10 protein-coding genes and 1 pseudogene are annotated in these 16,929 nt (G+C 68.1%); 4 read left to right on the plus strand and 7 right to left on the minus strand.

Annotation, left to right across the window (positions count from 1 at the left end; translation table 11 throughout):
* Window positions 1–3: 3 nt before the first annotated feature.
* From treZ to ripD, 5 genes are all read right to left on the minus strand, one after another.
* Window positions 4–1,737, minus strand: coding sequence for a malto-oligosyltrehalose trehalohydrolase (treZ, locus tag AC5Y7V_RS22720; protein WP_499882280.1), 1,734 nt, complete (start codon window positions 1,735–1,737; stop codon window positions 4–6).
* Entirely contained in the window at window positions 1,730–4,030 is a 2,301-nt protein-coding gene (gene treY, locus AC5Y7V_RS22725) for a malto-oligosyltrehalose synthase (protein ID WP_499882281.1), read from the minus strand. The genes treZ and treY overlap by 8 nt, the downstream gene beginning before the upstream one ends.
* A 3-nt stretch (window positions 4,031–4,033) precedes the next feature.
* Window positions 4,034–6,229 carry a glycogen debranching protein GlgX gene (gene glgX, locus AC5Y7V_RS22730; protein WP_499882282.1) on the minus strand — a complete coding sequence of 732 codons (2,196 nt, stop codon included), beginning with the start codon at window positions 6,227–6,229 and terminating at the stop codon, window positions 4,034–4,036.
* 37 nt (window positions 6,230–6,266) lie between these two features.
* A complete protein-coding gene (gene sucT, locus AC5Y7V_RS22735) occupies window positions 6,267–8,423 on the minus strand; it encodes an acetyltransferase SucT (protein ID WP_499882283.1) in 2,157 nt (718 codons plus the stop codon).
* Between the two features lie 118 nt (window positions 8,424–8,541).
* A complete protein-coding gene (gene ripD / locus AC5Y7V_RS22740) occupies window positions 8,542–9,285 on the minus strand; it encodes an NlpC/P60 family peptidoglycan-binding protein RipD (RefSeq protein WP_499882284.1) in 744 nt (247 codons plus the stop codon).
* A 417-nt stretch (window positions 9,286–9,702) separates the two neighbouring features.
* Between ripD and AC5Y7V_RS22745 the strand changes: the two are divergent.
* Window positions 9,703–10,542 (plus strand): annotated as a pseudogene (locus tag AC5Y7V_RS22745) (type IV toxin-antitoxin system AbiEi family antitoxin); the annotation flags it as partial.
* A gap of 76 nt (window positions 10,543–10,618) precedes the next feature.
* Here AC5Y7V_RS22745 and AC5Y7V_RS22750 read toward each other — a convergent pair.
* On the minus strand, window positions 10,619–11,065 hold the full coding sequence (locus AC5Y7V_RS22750) for a hypothetical protein (protein ID WP_499882285.1): 447 nt from the start codon (window positions 11,063–11,065) through the stop codon (window positions 10,619–10,621).
* 63 nt (window positions 11,066–11,128) lie between these two features.
* On the opposite strand from AC5Y7V_RS22750, the gene AC5Y7V_RS22755 reads away from it, so the two are divergent.
* The 3 genes from AC5Y7V_RS22755 (at window position 11,129) to AC5Y7V_RS22765 (ending at window position 13,896) form a co-directional block, all read left to right on the plus strand.
* A complete protein-coding gene (locus AC5Y7V_RS22755) occupies window positions 11,129–12,433 on the plus strand; it encodes an adenosylmethionine--8-amino-7-oxononanoate transaminase (RefSeq protein WP_499882286.1) in 1,305 nt (434 codons plus the stop codon).
* Between the two features lie 101 nt (window positions 12,434–12,534).
* A complete protein-coding gene (locus AC5Y7V_RS22760) occupies window positions 12,535–13,002 on the plus strand; it encodes a hypothetical protein (protein ID WP_499882287.1) in 468 nt (155 codons plus the stop codon).
* Window positions 13,003–13,359: 357 nt separating this feature from the next.
* Complete coding sequence (locus AC5Y7V_RS22765; protein ID WP_499882288.1) at window positions 13,360–13,896, plus strand: PE family protein; 537 nt, start codon at window positions 13,360–13,362, stop codon at window positions 13,894–13,896.
* A gap of 18 nt (window positions 13,897–13,914) precedes the next feature.
* On the opposite strand, the gene AC5Y7V_RS22770 is transcribed toward AC5Y7V_RS22765, so the two are convergent.
* Entirely contained in the window at window positions 13,915–16,830 is a 2,916-nt protein-coding gene (locus AC5Y7V_RS22770) for an MMPL/RND family transporter (protein ID WP_499882289.1), read from the minus strand.
* Between the last annotated feature and the right edge of the window lie 99 nt (window positions 16,831–16,929).

Genomic DNA, 16,929 nt, shown 5'->3' on the forward strand with positions numbered 1-16,929 from the left:
CGCTCAGGTCTGCTCGCGCACTGATAGAACGGCGAACGAATGCGCGGGCAGCTTGGTGGACTCGGCGTCGAGCGTCGGTTCGCCCCAGGCGAGGACCAGCTCGCCGGTCACCGGCACCGTGACCGGCTCGGCGCCCAGGTTGCAGGCGATGCGAAACCGGCCGCGGTGCATGGTGATCCAGCGCTGCGCTTCGTCGTATTCGACGACGAGGTGCTCCAGCCAGGGGTCGGCCAGGTCGGCGTCGCGGCGGCGCAGCGCGATCAGCTCGCGGTAGGTGTCGAGCAGACGGGCGTGCTCGCCGGCGCCGACCTCGCCCCAATCCAGCTTGGAGCGTTGAAATGTCTCCGGGTCCTGCGGGTCGGGGATTTCGTCGGCGTTCCAACCGTGTTCGGCGAATTCGGCCTTGCGGCCCTCGGCCGTGGCCCGCGCCAGCTCCGGTTCGGGATGCGAGCTGAAGAACTGAAACGGCGTCGAGGCGCCCCATTCCTCACCCATGAAAAGCATTGCGGTGTAGGGCGATCCGAGGACGAGGGCGGCCTTGACCGCCAGCTGGCCCACGGTCAGGTTCTGCGAGGGCCGATCGCCGAGCGCCCGGTTGCCGACCTGGTCGTGGGTGCAGGTATAGGCGACCAGCCGGGTGGCGGGGATCGCCGTCGTGTCCAGCGGCCGCCCGTGGCGGCGGTGCCGGAACGACGAGTAGGTGCCGGCGTGGAAGTAGCCCTGCCGCAAGGTTTCCGCCAGCGTGGCCAGCGAACCGAAGTCGGCGTAGTAGCCCTGGCGTTCGCTGGACACGGCGGTGTGGATGGCGTGGTGGATGTCGTCGGCCCACTGCGCGGTCAGCCCGTAGCCGTTGCGGTCGCGCGGGGTGATCAACCGCGGGTCGTTGAGGTCGCTTTCGGCGACAAGCGACAACGGGCGGCCCAGTTGGCTTGACAGCAGGTCGGTTTCGGTGGCGAGCTCCTCGAGAACGTGAACGGCGGTGGTGTCCACCAGCGCGTGCACGGCGTCGAGCCGCAGCCCGTCGGCGTGGAAGTCGCGCATCCAGCGCAGCGCGCAGCCGATGATGTAGCGGCGCACCTCGTCGGAGTCGGCGTCGGCGATGTTGATGCCCTCGCCCCACGGGTTGCTGGCCGACGACAGGTAGGGGCCGAAGCGCGGCAGGTAGTTCCCCGACGGGCCGAGGTGGTTGAACACGGCGTCGATCAGCACGCCCAGGCCGCGGGCGTGGCAGGCGTCGACGAACCGGACCAGGCCGTCGGGGCCGCCGTAGGGTTCGTGCACGCTGTACCACAGCACGCCGTCGTACCCCCAGCCGTGGGTGCCGGCGAAGGAGTTCACCGGCATCAGCTCGACGAAGTCGACGCCGAGATCGACCAAGTGGTCCAGCTTTTCGACGGCCGCGTCGAGGGTGCCGGCAGCCGTGAACGTGCCCAGGTGCAACTCGTAGATCAGCGCCCCTTCGACCGACCGGCCCGCCCAGTCGCCGTCCGTCCAGGCCGCGTCGGCGGACTCCCACAGCTGCGACCGGGCGTGCACGCCGTCGGGCTGCCGGGGCGAGCGGGGGTCGGGCAGTACGGTGGGGTCGTCGTCGAGCAGGTATCCGTACCGGGCCCCCGGCGGGGCGTCGACGTCCGCGTGCCACCAGCCGTCGTCGGAGCGCGTCATCGGGTGCACCGCGCCGTCCAGGTCGAGCCGCACCAGCGCGGGTTTGGGCGCCCAGACCCGGAATTCAGTCATGCCGGCGCTCCAACAGCACGACCGGCAGGTCCGAGAACAGTTGGGCCGCCGAGGTGGCCCCGCTGGCCACGGCGCCGGACAGGGCGTCGGTCCAGGTGCCCTCGGGCAGCGGCAGCACGGTGTTGCCCCAGCCCTTTTCGGCCAGCCGCAAGGTCCAGCGGGTCACCGCGACCAGCACGTCGTCCCCGCGGCGAAACGCCACCACGTGGTCGGCGGCCTCGCCGTCGGCGAGCACCGGCCGGTAGCCGCCGCGCAGGAACGTGTCCGGGCGGGAGCGGCGCACCCGAAGCGCCGCGGCGACGACGCGAATCTTCGGGTGCTGCAGGTCGTTCAGCGCGGCCCGGCGGGCGCCGTAGTCGACGGGGCGCCGGTTGTCGGGGTCGACCAGGCTGTCGTCCCACAGCTCGGTGCCCTGGTAGATGTCTGGGGTCCCGGGCACGGTGAGCGCGAGCAGCTTCTGGCCGAGCGCGTCGCTCGCGGCGTGCGGATTGAGTTGCGCCACAAGCTCGGTCAGCTGGCCGGCCACCGGGCCGTCGAGGATGGTGTCCAGCCAGCGGTGCACCGCGTCCTCGAAGGCGGCGTCCGGGTCGTTCCACGAGGTGTGCCAGGCCGCTTCCCGGACGGCCTTCTCGGCGTAGGCGTGCAGCCGGGCGCGCAGTTCCCGGGTCACCTGGCCGTTCACCGGCCACACCCCGAAGATGTTCTGCCACAGGAACCGTCCGGTCGCGGGGTCCGGGGAGGGGGCCCGGATCTCCCAGCGGGCCAGGAACTCGGTCCACAGCGACGGCACCTGGGACAGCACGCCGATGCGGGCCCGCACGTCCTCGCCGCGCTTGGTGTCGTGGGTGGTCAGCGTCGTCATCGTGTGCGGCCACAACCGCGCGCGGGTGGCGGCGCTGTGGTGGAACTCCGCGAGTCCGACGCCGAAGCGGTGCGGTTCGCCGCCCACCTCGTTGAGCGACACCAGCCGGGCGTCGCGGTAGAACAGGCAGTCCTCGACGGCCTTGGCGGTCACCGCGCCGCAGAGCTGCTGCAGCCGGTTGGCCGGCTCGCCGCCCTCGGCCAGCGCCGCGGCCAGCACTTGCAGCGCGGGCCCCAATTGCGGTGACTGCGCCTGGGTTTCGGCCAGCGCGGTGGGCAGCAGCGCGGCCAGGCCGGGGTAGTCGCTGCGGTAGACGCCGACGTGGGTGAGCAGGGCGGCGATCGCGTCGGGTAGCAGCGGGTGATCGGTGCCCGCCGTCGCCGCGACCGACCGCCGCAGCCGGGCCAACTCGCTCGCCAGGGTCTCGGTGGCCGCGCGGACCTTGAGCTCCGCGAGCAGCCCAGGCATGGTGGCGTAATCCAGCCCCGCGGAGTCGACCAGCGCGGTGAGCGCCTCTTCGCCGGCCGGGTCGACGAAGACGCCGCCCACCTGCCGGAGCACGTCGTAGCCGGTGGTGCCGGCGACCGGCAGCGTCGGCTCGAGGGCCTCGTCGACGGCGAGGATCTTCTCGATCACGATCCACGCGTCGGGCCCGACCAGTTCGCGCAGCCGCGCCAAATATCCGCCGGGATCGGACAATCCGTCGGGGTGGTCGATGCGCACGCCGTCGACGAGTCCCTCGGCGAACCAGCGGGCGATTTCGGCGTGGCTGGCGTCGAACACCGCGCGGTCTTCCTGTCGCAGCCCGGCCAGCGAGGTGATCGAGAAGAAGCGCCGGTAGCCGGTGACCCCGTTTCGCCAGCCCACCAGCCGGTAGTGCTGGCGGTCATGAACCTGCGGGCCGCTTCCCTCAGCGGTGCCCGGGGCGATGGGCAGGGCGAGATCGCCGAGCCGCAGCCGGTCGCCGTCGACCTTCAGCTCGGCCGCGTCGTCGTCGGAACCGAGTATCGGCAGCACAATTCGGCCGTCCTCGTCGAGGTCCCAGTCGATGTCGAAGAACGCCGCGTACGGCGAGCCCCGGCCGTGCCGCAGCACGTCCCACCACCAGGCGTTCTGCTGGGGGTCGTCGACGCCGACGTGGTTGGGGACGATGTCGACGACCAGGCCCATGCCGCGCGCGCGGGCCGCCGCGGACAGCCGCGCCAGGCCGTCGGCGCCGCCCAGCTCCGGCGCGACCGTGGTGGGATCGGTGACGTCGTAGCCGTGGTTGGATCCCCGGGCGGCGGTCAGCACGGGGGAGAGGTAGAGATGGGTCACCCCGAGCTCGTCGAGGTAATCCAGCAGGCCCTCGGCGTCCTCGAAGGTGAACCCGAACCCGCTGGATTCACCACGCAGCTGCAGCCGGTAGGTGGACAGGACGGGAAAGGCCATGCGTCACAAGGTCTTACGAAGTATCAGCAGCGAACGTGCGGGCAGCGAGACCTTCTCCTCGGCGTTGACCACCTGGTCCGCCTCGCCGGCGGGATGGTTGGTGTCGAGCTCCACCGTCCACTCCTGGGCGTAGTCGTCGGGCGGCATCACGAACTCCAGCCGCTCTTCGCCGGCGTTGAAGCACAACAGGAACGAGTCGTCGACCACCCGCTCGCCGCGGGCGTTCGGCGCGGTGATGGCGTCGCCGTTGAGGAACACCGCCACACACTTGTGAATGCTTTCGCCCCAGTCCTCGTGCGTCATCTCGCGGCTACTCGGATTGAGCCAGGCGATGTCGCGAACCTCGTCGCCGCTGCGGATCGGCTCACCGTCGAAGAACCGGCGCCGGCGAAACACCGGATGGTTCTTGCGCAGGGTGGTCACCTTGCGCGCGAAGGCCAGCAGGTCCGCGTTCTTTTCGACGAATGACCAGTCCATCCAGGACAATTCGGAGTCCTGGCAGTAGACGTTGTTGTTGCCGTTCTGGGTGCGGCCGAACTCGTCGCCGTGCGCGATCATCGGCGTGCCCTGACTGAGCAGCAGTGTGGCCCAGAAGTTGCGCATTTGGCGGCGGCGCAGTTCCAGGATGTCGGGGTCGTTGGTGGGGCCTTCGACGCCGCAGTTCCACGACCGGTTGTGGCTTTCGCCGTCGCGGTTGTCCTCGCCGTTGGCCATGTTGTGTTTGTCGTTGTAGGAGACCAGGTCGTTGAGTGTGAACCCGTCGTGGGCGGTGACGAAGTTGATGCTGGCGCTGGGGCGCCGGCCGGTCGCCTCGTAGAGGTCCGACGACCCGGTCAGCCGGGAGGCGAACTCGCCCAGGGTCGCGGGCTCGCCCCGCCAGTAGTCGCGCACAGTATCGCGATACTTCCCGTTCCACTCGGTCCACAAACCCGGGAAGTTTCCGACTTGGTAGCCGCCCTCGCCGACGTCCCACGGCTCGGCGATCAATTTGACCTGGCTGACGATCGGATCCTGCTGGACCAGGTCGAAAAACGCGCTCAATCGGTCGACGTCGTGCAGCTCGCGGGCCAGGGTGGCGGCCAGGTCGAAGCGGAACCCGTCGACGTGCATCTCGAGCACCCAGTAGCGCAGCGAGTCCATGATGAGCTGCAGCACGTGCGGGTGGCGGGGGTTGAGGCTGTTGCCGGTGCCGGTGTAGTCCTTGTACAACCGCAGGTCCGTGTCGACGAGCCGGTAGTAGGCGGCGTTGTCGATGCCGCGGAAGTTGATCGTCGGACCGAGGTGATTGCCCTCGGCGGTGTGGTTGTACACGACGTCGAGGATCACCTCGATGCCGGCGTCGTGGAAGCTGCGCACCATGGATTTGAACTCGGCGACGCTGGCCGTGCGGTTGGCCGCGTACTGGTTGTGCGGGGCGAAAAAGCCAAAGGTGTTGTAGCCCCAGTAATTTCGCAGGCCCAGGTCCAAAAGCCGGTGGTCGTGCATGAACTGGTGAACGGGCATCAGCTCGATGGCGGTGACGTTGAGCGACTTGAGGTGGTCGATGACCACCGGGTGGGCCAGCCCGGCGTAGGTGCCCCGAAGCTGCTCGGGGACGCCGGGATGGGTCTGCGTCATGCCCTTGACGTGGGCCTCGTAGATGACGGTCTCGTGGTACGGGGTGAGCGGGGCGCGGTCGGAGCCCCAGTCGAAGAACGGGTTGCTCACCACGCTGGTCATGGTGTGGCCGAGCGAGTCCACCATGGGGGGAGTCCCGGGGTCGAGCCCGTCGGCGTTCGGGCCGTCCGGGGTGACGGCCGCGAGGTCGTAGGAGAACAGCGCCTGGCCGAAGTCGAAGTCGCCGTGGAAGGCCTTGCCGTACGGGTCCAGCAGCAGCTTGCTGGGGTCACACCGGTGCCCGGCCGCCGGGTCGAAGGGGCCGTGGACGCGAAAGCCGTAGCGCTGACCCGGGACGATGTTCGGCAGATAGGCGTGCCAGACGAACCCGTCGACCTCGTCCAGCGGGACGCGCGATTCGCTGCCGTCGTCGTCGATCAGACACAAGTCGACCTTGTCGGCGATCTCGGAGAACAGCGAAAAGTTGGTGCCCGCCCCGTCATAGGAGGCGCCGAGCGGGTACGGGTTTCCCGGCCAAACGGTGGCCAGCGTGGGCCGTCGGTTACCAGCGCCTGTTTCCGAAGCGGGTCTGTCGGTCGGCATCACATGACCTTATCCGCGCCCACAGGGCCGCGGCTTGTTACCACCAACCGGTGCCGGCCCCGATCTGCCGGCCCAGCTCGGCCGTCATCGTTCGCACGTAGGTGGGCGACAGGTGGTGCGCGCCGTGGTAGATCAGCACGTTTCCTTCGACGGGGCGGCAGATTTCGGCGCGGCAGATCGCGTCCGACATGTCCAGGACCTTCAGCAACGGGAATTGTGTGACGAAGTCGAGCGTCTGGTTGCGGTCGGACAGCACGTCGGAACGCTTGACCGAGCACGAGTCGGGGCTGCCGCCCTTCTTGGCGAGGCAGTCCGCGGGGTCGAACGGCTTGCCGTTCTTGACCAGCCACGGGGTGTCCCGCATGCCGAGGATGGGAATGTTGTTGTCCGACAACGTTTGCCAGATGCCGATGTAGGTCGCCGGCATCACGTCGCCGCTCTTGATGTTCCACGGCCGGGTCGTCGTCGTGAACACGTAGTCGGGCCGGTCGGTGACGAGCTTGGTCATGGTCCGCTGCACCCACTCGCGGCACTGCATGTACGGGGCGTTGTTGCCCATGATCAGCGGGACTTCCTCGGTGGACAGCGGGCAGCCCATCTTCAGGTACGTCACCACCTTGAAGTGGTGCAGTTGGCCGAGCAGGTCCAGCGCGGGCAGCCAGTGCTCCGCGTGCGACCCTCCGGCCAGGGCGATGCTGCGGGTGGCCGCGACGTCGCCGTAAGTGCAGTTGACCAGCGCGGGGTTGACGAAGTCGCTGATGCAGCCGTCCCGGGTCGAGATCGGCAGGTCGTCCTTGACCTCCAGGACGCTGGGCCGCATCGGCAGCGCCGGGACCCGCACGTGTTCGGTGAGGGCGCGCGCGCCGGGGTAGTCCTGCGGGTTGAGGACGCTGAGCTCCTTGCCCGCGGCGCGCAGCACCGTGACGTGCTGACGCCAGGTGAACGACGTCGCAGTGAGCGTGACGGCGAGCAGCACCACCATCGACCCCAGGGCCATCGTCGGCCTGCGCAGGCGCAGCGACCACGGGATCGAGGGGATCTTCGGGGTGGGCGCGCCGGATGCGGCGGACGTCCGGTACCGCAGCGGGTCCTCGACGAGCCGGGTGGTGAGGTAGGCCAGGGCGCCCGAGACCAGCAGCACCGCCGCGCCGTCGACGAAACCGGCGTGGCGGTGGCCGCTGTAGGACAGCCAGAAGATGAGCAGCGGCCAGTGCCACAGGTACAGCGAGTAGGCCATCGTGCCCAGCGCCACCAGCGGCCCCGTCGCCAGGATCCGGTTCGGCAGCGGCAACCGGTTGTCGGCGCCGGCAGGGAGGTTGGCCCCGGCCAGGATCATCAGCATGGTGGCCCCGACGGGGAACAGCGCCCAGGGGCCGGGGAATTCCTTGACACCGTCGATGACGGCCCCGCACGACACGATCGCCGCCAGCGCGGCCGCGGCGAGGGCGGTGCGCAGCCACATCGGCCAGCGGACGTAGGGCACGACGGCGCCGGCCAGCGCGCCCAGCAGCAGCTCCCAGGCACGCGCGAAGCTGTTGTAGTAGGCGATCGCCTGGTCGTCCTGATGGGCGACGGTGGCGTAGACGAACGAGGCCACCGTCAGCGCGACGATCAGCACCAGGAAGACGGTGCGCAGGTGGGCCCGCAGCCGGCCCCGCAACGCGTAGGCGCACCCGGCGACCAGCAACAGGAAGGCGACGTAGAACTGGCCCTGCACCGACATGGACCAGATGTGCTGCAGCGGGGTGACGGCCTCACCCGCGCGCAGGTAGTCCGCCGCGGAGTTGGCCAGCTCCCAGTTCTGGTAGTAGCCGAGGCTCGCCAGGCTCTGGTCGGCGAACGTCTCCCAGCGGGTTTCCGGTTGGACCAGGACGGTCAGCAGCCCGCAGCCGGCCAGGACCACCACCAGCGCGGGAAGCAGGCGGCGGACCAGCCGGGTCACCTCGGCCACCGGGGACAGCGGCAGGTCCGGGTTGAGGGCGGCGCGCAGGATCTTGCCGCCGAAGAAGAACCCGGATAACGCGAGAAACACGTCCACGCCGCCGGAAACCCGCCCGAACCAGACGTGGAAGACTGCGACGAGCGCGATCGCGATGCCACGCAGGCCGTCGAGGTCGTAGCGATAGAACCCGGCCGCGCGCGCCGTCGCCGGTTCGGCGGCAACCGGTGGGCGAGGCGGCGACAGGGTCTGCATGGTCAACCGCCAACTTATCCGAAAACCGCCACCCGCTCCTGCCGGCAGGCCTTGCGGCGAGCCAGCTCAGGGGAGCAGGTGGCGGCTGTTGGGCGGGACGAAATCGCCCCGTCTGGGGCTAGCGGGTGATGCCGTACGGCGACTGTTGCACGGGCGCCTGCGCCGGCTGCTGCAGCAGGGGCAGCTGCTGCACCGGCGCCTGCTGCACCTGCTGCTGCAGGGGTGCCTGTTGCGTCGGGGCCTGCTGGACCGGAGCCTGCTGCAGCGGTGCCTGTTGCGTCGGGACCTGCTGGACCGGCGCCTGCTGCAGCGGCAGTTGCTGCGTGGGCACCTGCTGCAGCGGCGCCTGCTGGAACGGCGTCTGCTGGGCCCCGAGGACCCGGACCAGGTAGGGCGTCATGCCGGTGGAGCGCACCGGCGAGACCTGGACGACGTCGCCCACCTCGAGCATCTGGTTGTTACCCAGGTACATCGCGACGCTCTGCGTGCCCTCCGGGCCGTAGAAGATCAGGTCGCCGCGCTGGGCTTGCTGCGGCAGCACCTTCTGCCCGAGCCGGTACATCTCACCGGAGGAGCGCGGCAGCTTGATCCCCGCGCCCGCGTACGCGTACTGCATCAGGCCCGACGCGTCGAAACCGACGGTCATGGCGCCGGTGCCCTTGCCACGCGAGGGGCCGGTGATGCCGCCGCCGGCCCAGGAGAACGGCACGCCACGCTGCGAAAGGCCGCGCATGACGACGATGTCCGCGGCCTGTTGGTAGTCCATCGACCGGGTGCCGGGGTCGGCGGTCGCGATGCCGGCGGTGGCCAATGGGGCCACCAGCATCGCGAGACCGATCGCGAAAGCCGAGATGCGTTTCATGGGGTTCCCACCTTCTTGGATCCTGGGCCTCCGTCGCGGTGACTTCGCGCGTCGGCCGCTGCTGCAGGAGGCTTGGAGATTGAGGGCCTTCCCCCTCAGGGCCCCGCGCCGCTGCATGACGCTTGGCGACGAACCCGGCCGGCCTGCCCGGATTCACACCAGTCACTAGAGACACTTTTACAACAGAAGTTGCCCGCGGAAAATGCCTGCTGAGCTCCACGAATGATTCTTTGTCGTAACGTGACCGGACGGTGACTGGCGGGCCTAATTCCGTGCCCGCAGTTGTGATTTGGGTCTCAGTGACCGAGTCGCGTCGTCTATGCGCCGAAATCGACGTTAGCGCGGTCTCCACTCGCACTTTTCCGCGCTGGTGTCGATTTCGGTGAGCATGTCGGTAGTCCCGCCCATCATCTCCCCATGGGGGAGGTGTTCTTGGGCAGCGAAGCGGTCGGGGCCGCCGTGCTGACCGAGTATCAGCTGCGCCGGTGGTACCGGACGATCTTTCGTGACGTCTACATCCCGAAGCGGCACGAGCCGTCGCTGGGTGATCGCATGCTTGGCGCGTGGCTGTGGTCGGGCCGGCGGGCCGTCATCGCGGGGGCGGCGGCGTCTGCGCTGCACGGGGCGCGGTGGGTCGACGCGGACACGCCGATCGAGCTCGTGGGGAAAAACGCCCGGCCGCAACGCGGATTGATCGTCCGCAACGAAATGCTCGGCGCCGACGAAGTGACCGCCGTCAAGCGGCTGCCGGTGACATCGGTCGCCCGCACCGCGTTCGACCTCGGCCGCCACCTCGCGCGTGGTCAGGCGCTGGCCCGGCTCGACGCCCTCATGCGTGCCACGCCCTTCTCGTTCGAGGATGTCGGCGTCGTGGCTAAGCGGTACCGCGGCGCTCGCGGCTTGCGACGTCTCGTGGAGGTGCTGCCTCTGGTCGACGGAGGCGCGGCCTCGCCGAAAGAAAGCTGGTTGCGGCTGCTTCTCATCGATGCCGGACTGCCGAAACCGACAACGCAGTTACCGGTCGCCGACGGCTGGCGATTAGTCGGCGTGCTGGACATGGGCTGGGAGGACTACATGGTCGCCGCCGAATACGACGGCGACCAACATCGCCCCGACCGAAGGCAATACGTGAAGGACATTTCCCGACTGGACAAGTTCGCCGAGTTGGGCTGGATCGTGATCCGGGTCGTCGCCGAGCATCGACCCGACGAGATCGTCCGCCGTGTGCGCGAGGCCCTCGTCCGCCGCGGATATCGCCGAGATCGACGTTATCGTCATGCGTACTCGAACTTTTCCGCGCTGCCGTCGATCTGGGTGCGGGCGCCGCGGGCCGTCAGAGCCAGTAGCGCTCGCTGAAGGTGGTCAGGATGAAGCCGGCCGCGGAGGCGACCAGCAGCAGGACGAGCGCCAGCACCGGCCAGAAGGACATGTACCAGCCCTTCAGCAGGGAAACGAACGGGCCGATTCCGGCCGCGGTGATCGCCGCGCCGATGCCGCCCCACACCACCGGGTGAATGTAGTAGTCGATGCCGAAGGGGACCGGTCCGCAGGTGTCCCCCTCGCACAGCCTCCCGAGGTAGCCGAACAGCCGCGCCGGCCAGTCGGTGGCCGTGGCGAGGACCAAGAGCAGCACCAGCAGCGTGACGGTGCAGATGACGTCCCAGGCCGCTAGCCGCAGGCGAAGCACCCGGGGCGCCTGCTGGTCGGATTGCTCGGGCGCCGGCGGGGCGGCGATGTGGTCGCCCGGGTGGGGGCCCTCGGGCGGGTGCGGCGAAGCCATGGCCATAGATGGTCCCCGATGGCCGCGAATTGTGCGAACCGGCTGCCTCTACGCTCGGTTTCTATGCCTGCGGCGAGGGCCGGGTTGACGCCCGAGGAGATCAGCGCGATCGACGCGGCGCACCTGTGGCATCCCTACAGCACCATCGGCAGGGAATCGGTGGCGCCCGTCGTGGCCGTCGCCGCCCGCGGCGCCCGGCTGACGCTGATCCGCGACGGCGAGCCCGTCGAGGCGCTCGACGCGATGAGCTCCTGGTGGACCGCGATCCACGGGCACGGCCACCCCGACCTGGACGCCGCGCTCGCCGCGCAGCTGGCCACGATGAATCACGTCATGTTCGGCGGGCTGACCCACGAGCCCGCGGCCAGGCTGGGGCAACTTCTGGTGGACATCACGCCGGCGGGCTTGGACACGGTCTTCTTCAGCGACTCGGGGTCGGTGTCGGTGGAGGTCGCGGTGAAGATGGCGCTGCAGTACTGGCGCAGCAGAGGCCGGCCCGCCAAGCACCGGCTGATGACCTGGCGCGGCGGCTACCACGGCGACACCTTCACCCCGATGAGCGTCTGCGACCCCGACGGCGGCATGCACTCGCTGTGGTCCGACGTGCTCGTCCCGCAGGTGTTCGCCCCGCAGGTACCCCGCGACTACGACCCCGCCTACGGGGCGGCGTTCGAGGCGCAACTGGCGCAGCACGCCCCGGAGCTGGCGGCCGTGGTCGTCGAGCCCGTCGTGCAGGGTGCGGGCGGGATGCGCTTTCACGACCCGGCGTACCTGCGGGACCTGCGCGAGGCGTGCAGCCGGCACGACGTGCTGCTGATCTTCGACGAGATCGCGACCGGCTTCGGGCGCACCGGTGAGCTGTTCGCCGCCGACCACGCCGGGGTCAGCCCGGACATCATGTGCGTCGGAAAGGCGCTGACCGGTGGATACCTCAGCCTGGCCGCCACCCTGTGCACCACCGAGATCGCGCACACCATCAGCTCGGGGGAGGCCGGCGCGCTGATGCATGGGCCCACGTTCATGGCCAACCCGCTGGCCTGCGCCGTGTCGGTGGCCAGCGTCGAGCTGCTGCTCGGCCAGGACTGGCGATCCAGGGTGAGGGAGATCGCCGCGGGACTGGCGGACGGGCTCGGACCGGCCCGGGCGCTGCCGGGCGTGGCCGACGTCCGGGTGTGCGGGGCCATCGGAGTCATCGAGTGCGACCGGCCCGTCGACCTGGCCGTCGCCACCCCGACCGCTCTGGACCACGGCGTCTGGCTGCGCCCGTTCCGCAACCTCGTGTACGCGATGCCGCCCTACATCTGCATCGGCGCGGAGATCGCACAGATCACGTCGGCGATGGTCGAGGTCGCGCGGCGGGTGGGCTGAAACGGCCCAGGTCGCTCAGCGAATTCTCAGTAGATTCTTCGATGCCGGTTAGCTCGGCTCAAAGGGTCCTCAAAGTCGCCGGCTGCAGGATCTACCTCATGATGAGTGAGTCGCTCTGCGCCAAGATGATCGAACGCTACGTACGCACCTGCGGGCTGCAGTTCCTCAAGGGCGAGCACGACGGCGAATACTTCTGCGTCGCCAACGCCGACGCCGGGCGGCTGCACATCCACCTTGAGGTCTCGCCCTCGTTCGGCGACATGTTGGTCATCGGGGTCGCGCCCGCGCACTCCTTCCGCGCCGCCGACCGACCCTGGCTGACCCGGTTAGCTGACAGATGGAACAAGCAGAACCGCAAAGTCACCGCGATCGTCCACGGTTGCTCAGACCCGCAGCGCGTCGGCCTGGTGGCCCGCAGATCGCGCTGGATCCAGGACGACATCTCCTTCGAGGAGTTCGCCGCCTTCGTCGACCGCACCATCGCGGCGTCGGTCGATTTGTTTGCTGAGGCGACGGTGGCCGTCGAGCTGCCCTCGACCGCGCAGCCGATGCTGCGCGACGCGAGCTGAGATTTTCCACGCGGAGGGCCCCGCAATCCCGCCCGCCGCGGCGGGCCGGGGAGCCCGACCGTCGACGATGGAGTGGCGGCCTATCGAAGCCGACCTGGACGGTTTCGGGAGTGACTCCATCCGCACGCCCCGGTAGCGCCGCAACGACCCGGGGGACCGCATGGTTTTCGGCCCCGTGCCATTAGGTCGGAAGCGGCACTAGCAGCCAGTTTGAGGTGCCGAGAAGTTTTGTTTTCAGGGATCAGCCGAAGCTGCAGCGCGCCGTTGTACTTGTGTGTAATCTCCGTGACGGGCGTGATCCAGTCCTGATTCTTGCTTTGCCGCTGGGTCGTGTCGGTGACCGGCTGGAGGATAGATATGTCGTATGTGATGGCGACGCCGGAGTTGATGGCGGCCGCGGCGACGGATTTGGCTGCTATTGGTTCGACGCTCCGCGCGGCACACCTGGCGGCGGCGGTGCCGACCGTCGGGGTGATACCCGCGGCCGCCGACGAGGTGTCGGCGGGCGTCGCTCAGGTGTTCTCCCAGGCCGCCCAGAGCTTCCAGGGGCTGGTCGGTAAGGCGTCGGCGTATGGCGAGCAGTTCGCGCAGCAGCTGACCGCGGGTGGGGGCGCTTACGCGGCCGCCGAGGCCGTCAATGCCGCATCGGTGGCGTTCGACCCGAACTCGATCCTGCAAGAGCTGATCGACGCGCCGGCCGGCTTCCTCGGGGTTTTCAACAACCTCTACAACAGCGCGTCGGGCGTTTTGAAGTTCATGCTGAGTTTCCTCGAACTACCGGTCTATATCGGTTACGAGGCACTGGTTTTGACGTATTTGACGCTGGCCGGATTGATCGCCTTGGAGCAAACCCTGGCCAAGTTCCTGACCGGCGCGCCCATTCCGATCCCGTAATTCCCGGGCCGGCGCGACCTAGACGGTTAGCCGCGGGAGTTCGACCGTCGAAGCGTCGTCGTCGCGGCGCTCCTCGTGCAGGAGCAAGGACCGCACCACCGCGCGCGGCGGCTCGGACCGCAGCATGAAGCTGGCCGGGCGCGGACGAACCGTCTGTGGCCACCAGAACCAGCGTCCGAGCAACGCGGCGATGGACGGGGTCATGAACGAGCGCACCACCAACGTGTCGAACAACAGGCCCAGGCCGATGGTGGTGCCCAGCTGGCCGATGATCCGCAAATCGCTGAAGATCATCGACGCCATGGTGAAGGCGAACACCAGGCCGGCGTTCGTCACGACCTTCCCGGTGCCGCCCATGGCGCGGATGATGCCGGTGTTTATGCCGGCGGCGATCTCCTCTTTCATGCGGGCCACCAGAAGCAGGTTGTAGTCGGATCCCACCGCCAACAGGACGATGACCGACATGGGCAGCACCATCCAGTGCAATTTGACGCCCAGAATGTACTGCCACACCAATACCGACAGCCCGAACGATGATCCCAGCGAAAGCACCACTGTCCCAACGATAACCAGGGCGGCCACGAAGCTTCGGGTAAGGGCGAGCATGATGACGAAAATGAGGCAGAGCGCGCCGACGAGGGCGATCCATAGGTCGTATTTGGAGCCGTCGTCGAAGTCTTTGTAGGTGGCCGCGGCTCCGGCGATGGAAATCTTGGCGCTCTCCAGCGGAGTTGTTTTCAGCGCCTCTTCGGCCGCCGCCCTGATCGGGTTGATCCGCGCTATGCCTTCGGGGGTCGCGGCGTCGCCCCGGTGCGAAATGATGAATCGCGCCGCCTTCCCGTCCGGAGACACGAACGAACTCATCGCGCGCTGGAAGTCCTGGTTCTGGAAGACGTCGGGCGGCAGATAGAAAGAGTCGTCGTTCTTGGCCGAGTCGAACGCCTGCCCCATTTCCGTCGCGCTACGGCTCGCGTCGTCCAGCTGACCGAAAAGCCCGGACGTGGTGCTGTGGTTCGTCAACAGCGTGACGCGGGTGGCCTCCGCGATCGCGATCAGTGGGGGAGTGAGCTGCAGCAGCTGCGCCGCCAGCTCGTCCGCCTGCACCGCGTCCTTGACGACCATGTGCAATCGGTCGCGAAGCGCGTCGACGCTGTCGAATAGCTGGAATACCGACCTGATCGCAAAACATATCGGGATATCGAAGCAGTGCTTTTCCCAGTAGAAGTAACTCCGAATTGGCCTGAAGAAGTCGTCGAAATCCGCCACGTGGTCTTCGAGCTCGTCCACGATGGTTTCCATCTCTTTCGCGACACCGACCGTCTCGTGGGCGACGGCGGTGAGCTGCTTTTGCAACTCGTACAGGTGCTTCAATATCGCGATCTGCTTGGCGAGCGAGTCGGCCTCCGTGAGCATGTCGTTCATGCGGGCCTTCATGAATGACATGTTCTGCAGCATGGATGCGTTTTGCAGGCTGATCAGGAAAGGTATCGAGGTGTGCTCGATCGGCGTTCCCTCGGGCCGTGTTATGCCCTGTACCCGAGAAATTCCCGGAACCCGGAAAATGGCCTTGGCTATTTTATGTAGCACGAGAAAGTCGGCCGGATTGCGCATGTCGTGGTCGGCCTGGATCATCAAAATGTCGGGCAGCATGCGCGATTGTGAGAAATGGCGATCGGCGGCCGCGTACCCCAAGTTGGCCGGCAGGTCTTTGGGTAGGTAGGACCTGTCGTCGTAGCTGGTTTTGTAGCCCGGCAGCGTCACCAGGCCGACCAGGGCGACCGCCAGCGTCGCCACCAGGATGGGCGCTGGCCAGCGGACGATCGCCGTGCCGATGCCTCGCCATCGCTTTTGCGCGATCCGGCGCTTGGGATCACACAACCCGAAGCGACTTCCGGTGGTGAGAACGGCCGGAACCAGCGTGACCGCCACCGCGACCGCGACAAGCATGCCCACGGCGCAGGGCACGCCGATGGTCTGGAAAATCGGCATCCGGGTGAAGCTCAGGCACAACATCGCCCCGGCGATCGTCAGACCGGAACCCAGGACGACGGGAGCGACGCCGCGGTAGGTGATGTAGTAGGCCGATTCGGGGTCCTCGCCGGCCTGGCGGGCCTCCTGATATCGGCCGAAGAAGAAGATCCCGTAGTCGGTCCCGGCCGCCATGGACAGCGCCACCAGCAGGTTGATGGCGAACGTCGAGAGCACGACGACGTTGTGGTCGGCGAGAAACGCGATAATCCCTCGGGCCGTGCCGACTTCGACGCCGACCCCGATCACCACCAGGATCACGGTGGTGACCGAACGGTAGACGAGCAGCAGCACCACGAAGATGATCGCCCCGGCTATCAGGGTCATCTTCAGCAGCGAGTCGTTGCCGCTGCGCACCATGTCGGGGATGAGCGCCGCCGGGCCGGTGAGATGGACTTCGACGCCGGGCGGCGGTGGCGTCTGCTTGATAATGTGCCGGACCGCCGTCACCGATTCCTGCGCCAGGGTGGTGCCCTGGTTGCCGGCCAGATTCAGCTGCACGTATGCGGCCTTGCCGTCGGGGCTTTCCACGCCCGTCGCAGTGAGCCGATCTCCCCAGAGATCCTGCACGTGCTCGACGTGCCGCGGGTCGTTTCTCAGCTCACGAATCAAGCCCCGGTAATACGCGCGAGCGTCTTCCCCGAGCGGTTGCTGCCCCTCCAGCACGATCATCGCGAAACTGTCCGAATCGGACTCCTTGAAGGCCTTGCCCATGCTCGTCATGGCGCGCACCGAGGGCGCGTCCTGGGGAGCCAACGGCACTGAGTGCTCTTCGCCGACGCGCTCCAACGGCGGGACCCCGAACGTCACCAGCAGCGTCAACGCCACCCACGCCAGGATGACGACCAGCGAAATCCTGCGGATGATCCGAGCAAAGAAGGGTGGCCGAGGCGGTTCGGTGCTCATGCGACCCGCACCGGGACGGCGAGGGCGGCCGCGTCGTGCACGTCGAAGCGGCAGCCACTGCTTGCGCTATCGCCCTGTGCCACAGTGCTCCCCACGGTT

Source organism: Mycobacterium sp. NGS34 (genome assembly GCF_059812845.1).

Coding starts and splice junctions, on each gene's coding strand:
- glgX (WP_499882282.1), bottom strand. CDS start 6,229: ATGCCGACCGACAGACCCGCTTCGGAAACAGGCGCTGGTAACCGACGG.
- AC5Y7V_RS22760 (WP_499882287.1), top strand. CDS start 12,535: ATGAGTGAGTCGCTCTGCGCCAAGATGATCGAACGCTACGTACGCACC.
- ripD (WP_499882284.1), bottom strand. CDS start 9,285: ATGAAACGCATCTCGGCTTTCGCGATCGGTCTCGCGATGCTGGTGGCC.
- AC5Y7V_RS22770 (WP_499882289.1), bottom strand. CDS start 16,830: ATGAGCACCGAACCGCCTCGGCCACCCTTCTTTGCTCGGATCATCCGC.
- AC5Y7V_RS22765 (WP_499882288.1), top strand. CDS start 13,360: ATGTCGTATGTGATGGCGACGCCGGAGTTGATGGCGGCCGCGGCGACG.
- AC5Y7V_RS22750 (WP_499882285.1), bottom strand. CDS start 11,065: ATGGCTTCGCCGCACCCGCCCGAGGGCCCCCACCCGGGCGACCACATC.
- AC5Y7V_RS22755 (WP_499882286.1), top strand. CDS start 11,129: ATGCCTGCGGCGAGGGCCGGGTTGACGCCCGAGGAGATCAGCGCGATC.
- sucT (WP_499882283.1), bottom strand. CDS start 8,423: ATGCAGACCCTGTCGCCGCCTCGCCCACCGGTTGCCGCCGAACCGGCG.
- treY (WP_499882281.1), bottom strand. CDS start 4,030: ATGGCCTTTCCCGTCCTGTCCACCTACCGGCTGCAGCTGCGTGGTGAA.
- treZ (WP_499882280.1), bottom strand. CDS start 1,737: ATGACTGAATTCCGGGTCTGGGCGCCCAAACCCGCGCTGGTGCGGCTC.